The organism is Mycobacterium innocens, assembly GCF_900566055.1.
GTDB classification, from domain to species: Bacteria; Actinomycetota; Actinomycetes; order Mycobacteriales; family Mycobacteriaceae; genus Mycobacterium; species Mycobacterium innocens.
This window is the reverse complement of the sequence record NZ_UPHQ01000316.1, coordinates 1-11,399: the sequence shown is the minus strand read 5'-3', so window position 1 is coordinate 11,399 and position 11,399 is coordinate 1. Positions and strand designations below refer to the sequence as shown.

The 11,399-nt window shown below is 65.9% G+C and carries 17 protein-coding genes and 1 pseudogene; 6 read left to right on the top strand and 12 right to left on the bottom strand.

Annotated features, from left to right (window positions below):
- Window positions 1–255: 255 nt before the first annotated feature.
- From EET03_RS29135 to EET03_RS29085, 11 genes are all read right to left on the bottom strand, one after another.
- The gene (locus EET03_RS29135; RefSeq protein ID WP_075541504.1) at window positions 256–738 is read right to left on the bottom strand and encodes a hypothetical protein; all 483 of its coding nucleotides are present in this window, start codon (window positions 736–738) and stop codon (window positions 256–258) included.
- Window positions 735–1,271, bottom strand: coding sequence for a uracil-DNA glycosylase family protein (locus EET03_RS29130; protein WP_167470743.1), 537 nt, complete (start codon window positions 1,269–1,271; stop codon window positions 735–737). The genes EET03_RS29135 and EET03_RS29130 overlap by 4 nt, the downstream gene beginning before the upstream one ends.
- Before the next feature lie 95 nt (window positions 1,272–1,366).
- Entirely contained in the window at window positions 1,367–1,846 is a 480-nt protein-coding gene (locus EET03_RS30605; protein ID WP_075541506.1) for a hypothetical protein, read from the bottom strand.
- Between the two features lie 4 nt (window positions 1,847–1,850).
- The gene (locus tag EET03_RS29120; protein WP_075541507.1) at window positions 1,851–2,429 is read right to left on the bottom strand and encodes a recombinase family protein; all 579 of its coding nucleotides are present in this window, start codon (window positions 2,427–2,429) and stop codon (window positions 1,851–1,853) included.
- Window positions 2,430–2,498: 69 nt separating this feature from the next.
- Window positions 2,499–2,999, bottom strand: a complete 501-nt coding sequence (locus EET03_RS29115) for a hypothetical protein (RefSeq protein ID WP_099193816.1) — start codon at window positions 2,997–2,999, stop codon at window positions 2,499–2,501.
- 178 nt (window positions 3,000–3,177) lie between these two features.
- Window positions 3,178–3,420: a hypothetical protein gene (locus EET03_RS29110; protein WP_075541509.1), complete on the bottom strand. Its 243-nt coding sequence runs from the start codon at window positions 3,418–3,420 to the stop codon at window positions 3,178–3,180.
- Window positions 3,421–3,424: 4 nt separating this feature from the next.
- The gene (locus EET03_RS29105) at window positions 3,425–3,715 is read right to left on the bottom strand and encodes a hypothetical protein (protein WP_075541510.1); all 291 of its coding nucleotides are present in this window, start codon (window positions 3,713–3,715) and stop codon (window positions 3,425–3,427) included.
- Window positions 3,712–4,176, bottom strand: a complete 465-nt coding sequence (locus tag EET03_RS29100) for a hypothetical protein (RefSeq protein WP_075541511.1) — start codon at window positions 4,174–4,176, stop codon at window positions 3,712–3,714. Before EET03_RS29100 ends, EET03_RS29105 begins: the two co-directional genes overlap by 4 nt.
- 397 nt (window positions 4,177–4,573) lie before the next feature.
- Entirely contained in the window at window positions 4,574–6,400 is a 1,827-nt protein-coding gene (locus EET03_RS29095) for an AAA family ATPase (RefSeq protein ID WP_075541512.1), read from the bottom strand.
- Window positions 6,401–6,611: 211 nt separating this feature from the next.
- Entirely contained in the window at window positions 6,612–6,812 is a 201-nt protein-coding gene (locus EET03_RS29090) for a helix-turn-helix transcriptional regulator (protein WP_244232593.1), read from the bottom strand.
- A 206-nt stretch (window positions 6,813–7,018) separates the two neighbouring features.
- Window positions 7,019–8,197: a tyrosine-type recombinase/integrase gene (locus EET03_RS29085; protein WP_099193815.1), complete on the bottom strand. Its 1,179-nt coding sequence runs from the start codon at window positions 8,195–8,197 to the stop codon at window positions 7,019–7,021.
- 237 nt (window positions 8,198–8,434) lie between these two features.
- On the opposite strand from EET03_RS29085, the gene EET03_RS29955 reads away from it, so the two are divergent.
- From EET03_RS29955 to EET03_RS29050, 6 genes are all read left to right on the top strand, one after another.
- Entirely contained in the window at window positions 8,435–8,773 is a 339-nt protein-coding gene (locus EET03_RS29955) for a hypothetical protein (protein WP_136625785.1), read from the top strand.
- Window positions 8,770–9,030: a hypothetical protein gene (locus EET03_RS29075; protein ID WP_099193814.1), complete on the top strand. Its 261-nt coding sequence runs from the start codon at window positions 8,770–8,772 to the stop codon at window positions 9,028–9,030. The genes EET03_RS29955 and EET03_RS29075 overlap by 4 nt, the downstream gene beginning before the upstream one ends.
- A 175-nt stretch (window positions 9,031–9,205) precedes the next feature.
- The gene (locus EET03_RS29070) at window positions 9,206–9,430 is read left to right on the top strand and encodes a hypothetical protein (protein WP_136625784.1); all 225 of its coding nucleotides are present in this window, start codon (window positions 9,206–9,208) and stop codon (window positions 9,428–9,430) included.
- A gap of 656 nt (window positions 9,431–10,086) precedes the next feature.
- Window positions 10,087–10,476: a DUF6941 family protein gene (locus tag EET03_RS29060; RefSeq protein ID WP_075541518.1), complete on the top strand. Its 390-nt coding sequence runs from the start codon at window positions 10,087–10,089 to the stop codon at window positions 10,474–10,476.
- Window positions 10,476–10,733 (top strand): DUF4258 domain-containing protein, encoded by a 258-nt coding sequence (locus EET03_RS29055; protein WP_075541516.1) that lies wholly within the window; start codon window positions 10,476–10,478, stop codon window positions 10,731–10,733. The genes EET03_RS29060 and EET03_RS29055 overlap by 1 nt, the downstream gene beginning before the upstream one ends.
- Window positions 10,730–11,044 (top strand): DUF2283 domain-containing protein, encoded by a 315-nt coding sequence (locus EET03_RS29050; protein WP_063471733.1) that lies wholly within the window; start codon window positions 10,730–10,732, stop codon window positions 11,042–11,044. Before EET03_RS29055 ends, EET03_RS29050 begins: the two co-directional genes overlap by 4 nt.
- Before the next feature lie 86 nt (window positions 11,045–11,130).
- Here the strand turns inward: EET03_RS29050 and EET03_RS29045 are convergent.
- Window positions 11,131–11,268 (bottom strand): annotated as a pseudogene (locus tag EET03_RS29045) (transposase); the annotation flags it as partial.
- Between the last annotated feature and the right edge of the window lie 131 nt (window positions 11,269–11,399).

Below are 11,399 nucleotides of genomic sequence, written 5' to 3'. Positions count from 1 at the left end.
AAACCTCACGCAGAACCAATGATCCAGCCAAACTGCGACCGCTCACGCACCTGACAACAGCCATCGCCCCCTCACAAACCGCCCCACCGCCAAGCCAAATCGCACGCCTGTGCGATACTGCCACCCATCTCACACCGGCTCGCTTATTTGAGGCCTAGTATGCCACTCGACAGTGCAAGCAACTCGCCGAAAGATGTTGCGGTATAACAAGGTAACCCGACACTGTCGGGAAATAGGCACCCTACTCTGCGCAGGTCAGTTGCGCATATTGGCGAACGGACGGACCCCGTAGTGGGCGCGGAACTGAGTAATCATTTCGCTTTCGATCCTGGGCGCGTCGGCGTCGTCGGTCACTCGCCATCCGACCAATAAGGCGGCATGGTCGGCCAGCTGCCAGATGCGCCGCCCGCCGGAGTGACCGACCGGCTCACCGGCGCCGGAGCGGCGAAACTCATCGAGCCGCTTACGCAGCCCGCGCCTGCCGGTGGTGCCGAGGCTGGCCTTGCCGATGTAGACGATTCGGGTGCCCTGCACCCACAGCGCCTGCAGCTCGGCAACCGGCACGGTCGGGTCTTTGCCCTTGAAGTGCCCAGCGCGCGAAACGTCGAGGAAGGTCGGTGGATCGTCGCTAGGCCGCACGACGACGTACACGCCCGGCCCGGTCGGCACGTCGGCGGTAGGCAGCTGAGCGAACGGCACCCAGCCGGTAAAGCCGGTCAGGTCAACAGGATCGGTCATTCGGTTGGTCCGGTCGGCGCAGTGGCGAAGCCCCACACGATCGCGCGGGCGAGCCGCCGCTCGTACTGCTCACGGATGGGCGCGGCCCTGGTCATGATGTAGTAGGGATGCGGCGGGAACAACAGGTACGTCAGGCGCGGCGGATCAAGACGGCGCAAGCGTGGCACTCGAAACGGCCAATTCAGCTCCCGCGCATCGGGATACAGCAACAGCAGGGACGCCTTGGCGAACTTGCCGACGCCGATGACGAGGCGCGGCTGGACGATCTCTCGCAGCTCGGCACGCAACCAGTCCGCGCAATTCTTGACCTCATGCGGGTACGGGTCTCGGTCGCCGGGGGGGTGACAGTGGATCGAGTTGGTGATGAACAGGTCGGTCTTATCGACCCCGGCCCGCTGGAAACAGCGGTCGAGGACGCGCCCGCTGCCGCCGTAGAAAGGTTCCTGCTTCGCCATGCAGGCCCGGCACAGGGCCTCGCCGACGATCGCAACGGGTGAGTCGATCGACCCGAAACCTGGCGCTGATTCGGTCACGCCGGGCACATTCAGGCGATCGGGGCGAACGCATTTGCGGCACGCCTTGATCTGAGCGTCAAGGCGCTTCTTCCGTCGCTGCCGGGTATCCGCCGTCACGGCAGTTCCCTCGGCTGCCCACCGAGCAGCGTGGCGATGACGGCTTCGAGGCGGTGGCCGGTCATGTCGCTCACACGAAGGGATTTCGGTCCGACCGACTCGTCGGTGTAGAAGTACAACAGCCGCGTGCCGCCAGCGTGCTTCTGCTGGGCACGCCTGCGTGCCTCGTCTATTCGGAACAGCCACGCGCTGTCTGTGGACAGATCAACGCACGCCAGCCACTGCGCCTTGGAGTCGTCGGGGAACGGCCAACTGAGCAGCAGCTTGCCCTTGCCGCCAGCGGGCTTGGAGCCGAGATTCGCCTTCACCTGCACCGTGTGCGCGTCGAGGCTGTCCGGCACATACATCACCAGGTCGATGCCCGAGTCGGTGGTGAGTCTGGCGCTGTCGATGCCTAGCTTGAGCAACTGGTACTGGACCAGCAATTCACCGGCTGCGCCGATTGCCTGAGTGCCCAGCTTGATGGGGGTCGTCATGCCGTCATGCCACCACTCGCGTGCGGGTGTTGTAAACCGTGGCCCGGCTGACGCCGTACTCGCGCGCCAGCGCCGAGGCGGACTCGCCCTCGGCCAGCCGGGTGACCACGGCCTCGGCCTGCTCGTCGGTCAGCGACGGTGCGCGGCCCTTGTACTTGCCCTTGGTCTTGGCGATGGCGATGCCCTCGCGCTGCCGCTCCAACGTCAGTGACCGCTCGAACTCCGCCACCGCGCCCATCACCGACAGCATCAACACCGCGCACGGGTCGGCGCTGTCGCGGGTGAAGCTCAGGCCCTCCTTGACGAAGGTGACCTTGACGCCGCGCGCGGTCAGGTCATCGACGGTGCGGCGCAGGTCGACCAGCGACCGGGCCAGCCGGTCCATCGAATGCACGATCAACTCGTCGCCCTCGCGCACATAGCCCAGGCAGTCGGTGAGCGCCGGGCGGTCGGTGTCCTTGCCGGAGGCGTGATCGGTGAAGGTGCGGTCGACGGTGAGGCCGTCAAGCTGGCGGGCGGTGTTCTGGTCGACGGTGCTGACGCGCACGTAGCCGACTCGCTGGCCGTTGGTGGTGGTGGTCATCGTGTGGTCCTCTCGGTGTTCGTTGGGTGAGTGCTCGGGGTGATGACGGGGCATTACGGTCATTACGGCTTACGAGGCCTTGGCCTGCGGTATGTAGCTGAGCCACTTGTCGATCTGAGCCGCAGCTTCGGCGGAGTCGACACCGGCGGGCAGATCAGCGAGCGCCTGACGGGCGGCGGCGTGCACCAGCGTGCCGAGCGCCTGTTTCTGCTCGCGTGTCATCGGCCCAGCGGCGACCGGCTCCGGTGCGACGTCGGCGACCGGCGCGGCCTTGGCGGTGTCGAGCCGGGCCTTGGCGTCGAGGGCGAACGTGTCGGCGGGGTCGATCTTCCCGGCGACCTTGGTCACCACGACCGGCACGACCTGACGCTGCACCGACGGGCTGTGTGCGGCACCGCTGTTCGCTGCCTTGTGCGCGGCGTCGGCGCTCTTGTGCCACGACCACACCCCCCAGTTGTCGGCACCGTCGTCGGCGCACAGCAAAGCATGGGTGTAGCGCATGGTGGCGCTGGTGCGGGTGAAGGTCTGAGCGCTGGGAGCGGTTGCGGTGTAGGTGATCTGGGCGGGCACGGCGGTCTCCTGACGATTGTCTAACTGGGGTGTAAGACGACCATAGACCGCCGTCTAGCAAACCGTCTACCAACCTAGATAGACGCTCGATGCGGAGCACATCGGGCGTCGCGCATGGGTGTGCCCTACCTAGACGCGCGCACCGATGACGGGCAGTTGCGATGCCGCCGAACGAGTCTCAGGTCCGGCGGCTGCCGCCCGCGTTCCACCCGGCCAGCGGGTCGTACCCGTCGGCGCTGACTTGCGGCTTGGCCTTCGCCTTGGCAGTCTCTCGCGCGGCACGCTGGGCAGCGGCGCGAGAAGCCAGTTCTGCCAGAGCCGCCGCCACCGACACGCCCTGTAGCGCAGCGGCATCGGGTTCATCATCGTCGGTCGATTCCGGCCCGCTCTCGTCAACGCTCGCGCACGATTGGGCCGGCAAGGGGTCATCGGTGTGGCTCAGGCGCTTCCACGGGCTCTCCGGCCCGACGACGTAGCACCGCAGCCCATTCGGTGAGTTCGTCGGGGCTGAGTGCGCCGAGTCCCACGGCCTGCCGGGCGATCTCGCGCTGCAACTCCCACAGCGGATCACCGTCGCCGACGACGGTGCCGAACAATTCGCGGCACTCGGTCACGGCCTGCTGTTGCAGATCGGTCGGCGACAGTCGGCCTTGCGCGGCATCGTCGGCGACACTCAACGCCGCCTCGATCACGTCGCGCTTGGTGGGAGTGCTCACTGCTCGATCTCCTTCGGTTCGATGACTTCGGCGTCGACCACTTCGAGCAGCCGGGTACGCGCCTCGGCGATGATCGCCGCCGGGGTCTGGGTCACGGTGACGTCGAGCTTGTCGGGCGCGTAGAAGCCGCCGAGCTTGGCGAGTTCGACCTCGTTGGACCTGATCTCGCGGTTCAGCGACACCAGCGTGTCGTCGTCGCCGCTGCGGTACGCCGCCACGAACCGTTGGGTCAGCGCACGGGTGCGGGTCTCGACGCCGAACTTGTGCGCCTCGATCGAGGTGGCTGTCGACTCACGGCGCTCACGGGCGACGTGTGCGGCGACGGCGGACTGCGCCGCGCCCACCGACCGGAAGCCCAGCCGGTCGCAGACCTCGCGCCAGCTGAGTCGTTGGCCGCGCAACTCGAACGCTTCCTTCGCGCGGGCGCGGCTGGCGTAGCGGGACATCACGGGACCGGGCATACCGAATTTGTACCGAACTACCGTGCACGCCTACAGAATCCGACGTCGTCGGGAAAGTCGTTGTCCCGCCGCTTCTTACGCCGCCCCCGCCCCCGTCGGGACAGCTATGTATCGGTGACACCGCCTCACACCCGGCACCGCTTCTCAACGCGACGCCGCCTCTTCGCGCGGGGGCACGACCGCACACTTGACCCGACTAGGAGAATGAGTAGATATCTTACTTATTTGTGCAGGTCAGAGGCGGTGCGCCCAGTCGGGTCAAGCCTTGACCTGAGTGGGTAGTTGGGTCATCGCTTGACCCGACTGGGAAAAGGCACGCTGAACTGCGGCGATGTGCCACGGCGCGCCAGTCGGGTCAGGACGGCGATCGCACCCCGCGCGACAGCCTGCGGCGCAGTCAGTCGGCGGTATCGTCAGCCCGGTTCTCGCCCTCGGCAGCCAGCCGCCACATCGTGCGCGACGGCTTCTCCTTCGTGCGCCGCGATACCCCATCCAGATCGCGGAAGGCGCGCTTGACCGTCTCCTCGGAGATGTTGAGCTGCTTCGCCACGGCCTGCTTGACCTCCTCCGACGGCTTCTCCGCGTCGCCGAGGTACTTCGCAAGCGCATCCTTGGCGCGCTCAGCCGCCGACCCGCCTCCGCCGCGCTCCTTGGCGGCGAGCACCGTGTCCAGGTCCGACAGGCTCACGCCCTCCATGACCCACTTGCCGACCTTCTCGGTGCGCCCGTCGATGGTGATGTCGACGCCGATCACTCGTGCCTGAAATGCGCTGCGGGTCAGTTCGCCGTCGTTGGACTTCATCAGCTGCACCAGCCGCCGGTCGGTGGTCAGTTCGTGGGCCACGCCGATCACCGACCGGCTCACGTTCTTGAACGCGCCGGAGCCGGTGAGCCGGGTGAGGAAGTCGCCCTTGAGCGACTTGTTCAGGTGGTGCAGCCCGACGACGGCGGTGCCGCACTCCTCGGTCAGCCGCAGCAGCGGCGTCAGCACGGGCCGCACCTCGTCCTCGCGGTCGGTGTTCACGCCGTCACCGAGGAAGTCCTTGATCGGGTCGAAGATCACCAGGCCCGGCTCGATGCCGGTGAGCAGCGCCGTCAGCGTGTCCAGGTCATCGCGGATCGAGATCGGCAACGTGATGCCGTCAGGAGTGGTCTTGGTCGGCAGGTACACCCGATTGAGGTCCGCGCCCGCCGCTTCCAGCCTGCGGCGAATCTTGGTCTCGGAGTCCTCGCTTGCCAGGATCACCACGTCGCGCGGCTGACCTGCGTAGTGGCCGGGCAGCAGGCCGTGGGTCACCTGCGCCGCCAGCCACCAGCAGAACGTCGACTTCGCGGCCTGCTCGCGCCCGGCGATCGTCGTCAGGCCGTGCAGCGGGATCATCGCCGCCGTCACCCCGTACTCCAACGGGTTCAAGCCTTCGGTGGTCCACAGCCAGTCGGCGTGCCGCCGGGTCACCGCCGACGCCTTCGTCAGGGTGATGCTGGCGGCGGGCAGCGCCGGTCTGCGGGCGTCACTGCGGTCGACCTCGTTCCAGTTTTCGATGATGCGCACCGACGCCGCACGTGAACCCTCGTCGGCACTCGGCAGCCCACGGACGTCGGTATTTGTCGCGCCTAGAGCGAGCAGTTCGGCGACCGTCAGCGTCAACGCCAAGGCGGCACGCCGCCCCTCAGCGCGCCCGACAGTGTTGCGGTCACGCAGCTTCTTGACCGCCAGCGCGGCGTACTCGTTGTCAGCGTCGGCGACGTCGGTCAGCGTCGCCAGCGCGATCTGGCGGTGAGGATCGTAGTTGTCAACGATGCCCCGCAGCGTGTCCAGAGGCAGTGTTTTCTCATAGAGGTCGAGACCCACCCGCATGATGTGATGACACGCGATGTCGGCGGCATCGACCGTCGGACGCTGCTTGTCGGTGATCAGCCCGAGGGTCACCAGATCATCGACGTTGACGTAGAGGCTGCGCTGACCCAGAGCGCGCCGGGCGCGCAGTGTCAGCTTGGCCTTGCACAGCTCGGCGGCGACACGGGCAGGCACCGCCAGCGCAAGCTCGTCGCCGTCGCCGTCGCCGTCGGTATCATCGCTGACCCTGCGCGGGCGCTTGCCGATGTCGGCGGGCAGGTCAGCCGGGTCGACGTAACCATTGCCGTTGTGGCTGTTGGCCTCCGGTGAACCGGCGCGGTTGCGCGGGTCGTTGCTAGACTGCAAGTTGTTCTTCTCGTCGGACATCGGGCCTTACCTCTCGTTGGAACGTCGGAAGGACGTGACTCTTTGGTGGGAGTCGTTGGAGTGGTGCCCGCCCGGCACCCGCGTCGAGGCCAAAACGGCGCGCTGGGCGGGCATCACAGCGTTCAGGGGGTCAATTGCGTTGACGTGCAGGCTTTTCGGCTCATCGGAGCGCAGCGGTCAGCGAGCACTGGCCTGCCGGTCGGCGTAAATCTCAGCCGGGATGAGCGGCTTCATCATCGCGTCGATCATCGGCGACCTTTACGCGGATGGCGCTGCCGGGCTTGTCGGACAGCCGGTAGGCGGGTAGCTCGCCGTTGGCGATCTTCTCGCGAAAGGTGAACACCGAGAATCCGGTACGGGTGGCGGCGTCCTGCAGAGAGATGAAATGCGGGGTGGTGGTCTTGGCGCTCACTGGGTTCTGCTCCGTGGTCTGGTGATCTTCCCCTGCTGAGATTGGGAGAGGAGACGGAGACGGAGGGGGTCGTGCCTGAGACAGAGAGTGAGACTGAGGGTGCGGGTCTGGGGCTACGCGACCGGCCCGCTAAGAATAGCTCATGGCGTGTTTAGTTCCGTTGGGTTCTTGCCGGTAGTCTCAGATTCGTTGCGTAAGTGCGGGTTTCATCCCGCCGCTGGCGCGTCGCCCGACACCGGAGCGGCCAGCGCCGACAGTCGATCGGCGAGCATGTCGGCCCGCCCGGCGGCGACGTGCTGGTAACGCATGGCGGTGCCGCTGGTGACGTGGCCAAGCCGGGCCATGACCTCCTTGGTGGTTCCTCCGGCGACCGCCGCCATCACCCCGCCGAAGTGACGCAGGTCGTGGAAGTGCAGTTCGTCTTTGCCGATGGCCTGCCGGGCGCTGAAGAACGGCGTGCGGTATCGGCCCTCGGCGTAGAAGCCGCCCGTCACCGGGTCGGCGAACAGCAGCGCCGTTTTGGCTTCGCCGACATGGGCGCGCAGGTGGGCCGCGATGATCGGGCGCAGGTGCGGCGGCACGGTGACGGTGCGGTTGGACTCCTTGGTCTTGGTCGGCCCGGCCTCGAACTTGCCGTGCCGGAACGTCACCGCCTTGCTGACGCGCACCGTCGAGGCATCCTCGGCGACGTCGGCCCGCGTCAGCGCGAACAACTCCCCACGACGCAGCCCGCACCACCCGGCCAGCAACACGGTCAGCCGCAGCGCCTCGGGCATCTTTTCGGCCAGCGCCGCGAGTTCGTCCGGCTCCAACAGCACCACTGACCGCTTCGTGTGCTTCACCGCCGCCGCGCCCTTGATGCGGGCCGGGCTGCGGTCGATCAGCCCGTCATCGGTCGCGGTGTTCATCACCGCCTGTAGCACGCCGTAGGCCTGCGCGTTGCGGGTCCGGTGCTCGGTGCCCAGTCCGGTGAACCAGACGCGCACGTCCTCGGGCGTGATCTCGGCCAGCGCCGAATCCCCCAGCGTCGGCAAGATATTCCGCTCAAGGTGGTACTCGTAATTGTCGCGGGTGCGCGGCGAGAGGTTGCGGTGCTCCAACCACGGCTTCGCGTAGTCGCGCAAAGTGAGCTTGCGCGCTGCCGCCTTGGTCACCCGGTCGGCGGGCGGAGTCCACGTACCCGGCTTGCGCCGATCGAGGTCGATCAGGTCGCGCTCGTTCTGCAGCCATGACGCGCCGGAGTCCTTCGTCGGGAACGTCGCCGGGGCGTAGTGCAGCACGCCGTGGTGCAAGTAGCTCGCCTGCCAGCGGCCCGATCCGCGTCGGCGCAGCCGTCCGAACCCACGGCGGCTACGGGTGGCGGTGGCGGGCTTCTTCTGCGGCATCGCGGCAGCTCCTCACGGGCGACTTTCGGGCTATAAGCGGGCTATAACGGGTCTATACAGAACCCAACAGAACCTAACACCAGCAATGCATGAAATATCCTGCTGCCAGCAATTATAGCTTCTTCAGCGCACGTCAGGGCGGGTTGCATATCGGCCCATCCGGCTAGTTCGAATCCTGCCGGGGGCACCATTTGACCAGCGCAGATGTGTGTCCGCACAAGGTTGGCGCAACAAGGGTTGGCAGCGTGGCTCCGATGGAAATGGAGCCCCAACCATGGCAAGCACACCCAGCGTCCCCCTACCCCCGGCGCCAGGTTCGCCGACCTATGGCAGGACACCACTACGGACCGGCCTTGGCGGCGGATCACCGGCGAGGTCCGCGGCGTGGCCGGCAACGGCAACGTTCTGGTATGGGCAGAGGCCGTCCAATACGCCGACGGCAGCCTTGACCAGTCCGCGATTGACCGCCCATCGGTGCAGGCAGACCGCGAGGCCCTGAGTGCCCGGCAGGCCCGTGAGCTGGCCGCCGAGCTGGTGGCTGCCGCCGACGAGCTGGACAGGTGGTCGGCGCGATGAGCGGCGTCAGTATCGACATCGAGGAATCCGACGACGGTACCCGGCGCATCATCGTGTGGGACCACGACCACGGCGACGAGCTTGACTCCGATCAGGCGCGCCAGCTCGCGGCCGCACTACTGGCCGCCGCCGACGAGCTTGACGACGACGCCAACCGGGAAGCGCTGCTGGCCGGAATGTGGCCACACCTTCAGGCGGAAGCCAAGAGCCAGCGGCTGGCCGACAACCGCGACACCGACGGGAGGGCCGAACAATGACGGGCCAGGGCAAAGTCCGCGCCGTCACGATCGGCAACCACTTCGCCGTACGCGGCGCACTGCTAGCGGGCAAGGAAACCGTCTGAGCCGGCCCACTGCGCCCGTGCGGTCATGATGACCGCGCGTTGGCCGACGCGCACGCAGAAGCGACCCGACGCGGATGGGCGGTGGCGCGGTGACCAGCACAGCCAGTGCGGACATCAACCAGCTGCGACGGGAACTGACGTACCGCTTCAACGTGCACCCGGTGTGGACCTGGCCGCCGCAACTGTTGCAGGCCATGATCGGAATGTTTAACCTCGCGTTCGGTGGCCAGCCCCCTGCCGCGCCGCTGCCGGGCTTTCGCCCGCACCTGGTCAAATCAGTTCAGGATGAAACTCATTTGTCACCCGCTGGGTGAGCGGTTGGCGTACCCCACGGCGCGAGTTTTAGGAGAGGTTCAAAATGAACCTCGCCTCAGGATGGGGGTAGCTCTGATCGACAGCCGCGTCGAGGCGCGGGGCAACAGCAGTGAATGCACTGTGCCGTGGCAGATTCCGACTCGGCCGGTTCGGCGTCGATAGCGTCGGCCGGTTCAGGTGAGCCATTTGGCTCACGTGACAGTTCGCGCCGGACGGTGCCGTATCCTTCGCCCGTCGCCGCCGCAATCGCCCGCAAACTCAGCCCCGACTCCCGTAGTGAGGCAGCAACTTCCGCGCGTTCCTCATGGAGCAAAACAGCGCCCGAGACAACGGATTCGGCGAGGTCGGGTTTGAAGTCGAGGACGATGCCGGCCTCGGCGCAAATACTCGGCCCATGAGTCTTCGTTATCCAACGATTGTTGGATATGACGCAAGCCGGTATTCCGTTTCCACCGCCCATTCTCCCGACGCCCGTCCGCTTCCAGCACCAGCGCCGTAGCCATGGCCCGCTGGCCGGTGTGAGATACCGGTCAGCCTCCGTCGAGGCGTTTCGACAGGTCCTGGCGGGCAGGCTCCCGTGCTGAACGTGACTTGTGGGCTGGACATTTGTCCAAGTCGAATTGAAGGTTCAGTGACCCGCGCTATGGTGCCGGTCATGGCCGAACTGGACTACGCGTTCATCGCGGAGTACGCCAAGGTCGAAGCCGGGAAGTTGACGGCGGTCGGCGCAAGCTATATCGACATCCGCCCCCTCACGCTCCCCGCGCAGCACATCGTGTATATAGCCGGGCGCATCCGGGCTCCCGAGGACGCCGAATCAATTGCGCTGAAGATTCGCATCAATCCACCCGGCAACATGAACATCGTTCTTGACGGGACGATAACAATCGGGCCCGAGGAGCCACGCTACGACGGGAAGGTTGCTGTCATGTTTGCGGCATCAGCCGTAATCCCGCTGGTCAGCGCGGGGCTCTGCGAGATTTTCGTGGACGTCGACGAGGTTGAGCAGCGCAGGTTGGCCTTCGCCATCATTACCCCGCAGTGATGCCCGGCTTACCATCGATCAACCTGATCATTGTCGGCCACCCGCGGCGCCGGATGGCCGAACGTGGAGTCACGGAAGACGACATCAAGCGCGCCATCCGGAGTTGTTTCGCCGACTATCCGGCCACTGATGGCGCATGGTGTCACGAAGGCTACGGGATGGACGGAAGAAGCGTGCTCAAAGTGTGGACGATGCCGCCGCTGTCCCATGAAGGCCGTATCGTGGTGAAGTCGGCAGCATGGAAGGGGAAACGATGATCACTCTCAGCGTTGACACCTCTGTTGGGGCAGCGTACATCCAACTGACCGATAAGCCAGTCGCTGAGACAGTCGAAGAGACCCCGGATATTCAGGTCGATTTCGACGCGGCCGGAGTCGTCGTGGGCATTGAAGTGCTCAACCTGGCAGCGGACCTACCCGTTGAATCCCTATCGGAGAAGTATCGTTTCGCCAACATCAACGATGTCTTGGCCCTTTCCCAGGTCAAGCCAGCGATCCACGCATCCATATATTCAGCTGGTCCGGGCCGGGGCTTCATGCAAACGATCCAAACCCCCATCGCCGTCTAACAACGGCGGCGATCTGGTCCGCTGCGCCCAATCTGTACGGAAAAAAACAACTCGCGCCGTCGAACCTTCCGGGTGTCCCAAAAAACGTCGCCGTGCACCAGCAGATGCACGTGATCAGGCATGGTCTCCGGCTCGATCAACCTCACCCCCTTCGCCGTGATCACCTCGACGATGATCTCTTTCAAGCGTTGCTCCATCCGCCCGCCGATCACCCGCCGACGGTAACTTCGGGCCTCCCCTGAATCCGTGGAGACTTCAGTTGTAGGGATCTTGTGGTGAAGTTGTTTGCTGCTGCCCCGGGTAGCAGCCAGGGGGTGGTGCCCGCAGCCGGTGTCAGGGCTGGCCGTAGGCCACC

Bases quoted from the DNA above. Each gene is read 5' to 3' on its own strand.
- EET03_RS29135 (WP_075541504.1), bottom strand. From the start codon at position 738: ATGACCGATCCTGTTGACCTGACCGGCTTTACCGGCTGGGTGCCGTTC.
- EET03_RS30605 (WP_075541506.1), bottom strand. From the start codon at position 1,846: ATGACGACCCCCATCAAGCTGGGCACTCAGGCAATCGGCGCAGCCGGT.
- EET03_RS29120 (WP_075541507.1), bottom strand. From the start codon at position 2,429: ATGACCACCACCACCAACGGCCAGCGAGTCGGCTACGTGCGCGTCAGC.
- EET03_RS29100 (WP_075541511.1), bottom strand. From the start codon at position 4,176: ATGCCCGGTCCCGTGATGTCCCGCTACGCCAGCCGCGCCCGCGCGAAG.
- EET03_RS29095 (WP_075541512.1), bottom strand. From the start codon at position 6,400: ATGTCCGACGAGAAGAACAACTTGCAGTCTAGCAACGACCCGCGCAAC.
- EET03_RS29085 (WP_099193815.1), bottom strand. From the start codon at position 8,197: ATGCCGCAGAAGAAGCCCGCCACCGCCACCCGTAGCCGCCGTGGGTTC.
- EET03_RS29075 (WP_099193814.1), top strand. From the start codon at position 8,770: ATGAGCGGCGTCAGTATCGACATCGAGGAATCCGACGACGGTACCCGG.
- EET03_RS29060 (WP_075541518.1), top strand. From the start codon at position 10,087: ATGGCCGAACTGGACTACGCGTTCATCGCGGAGTACGCCAAGGTCGAA.
- EET03_RS29055 (WP_075541516.1), top strand. From the start codon at position 10,476: ATGCCCGGCTTACCATCGATCAACCTGATCATTGTCGGCCACCCGCGG.
- EET03_RS29050 (WP_063471733.1), top strand. From the start codon at position 10,730: ATGATCACTCTCAGCGTTGACACCTCTGTTGGGGCAGCGTACATCCAA.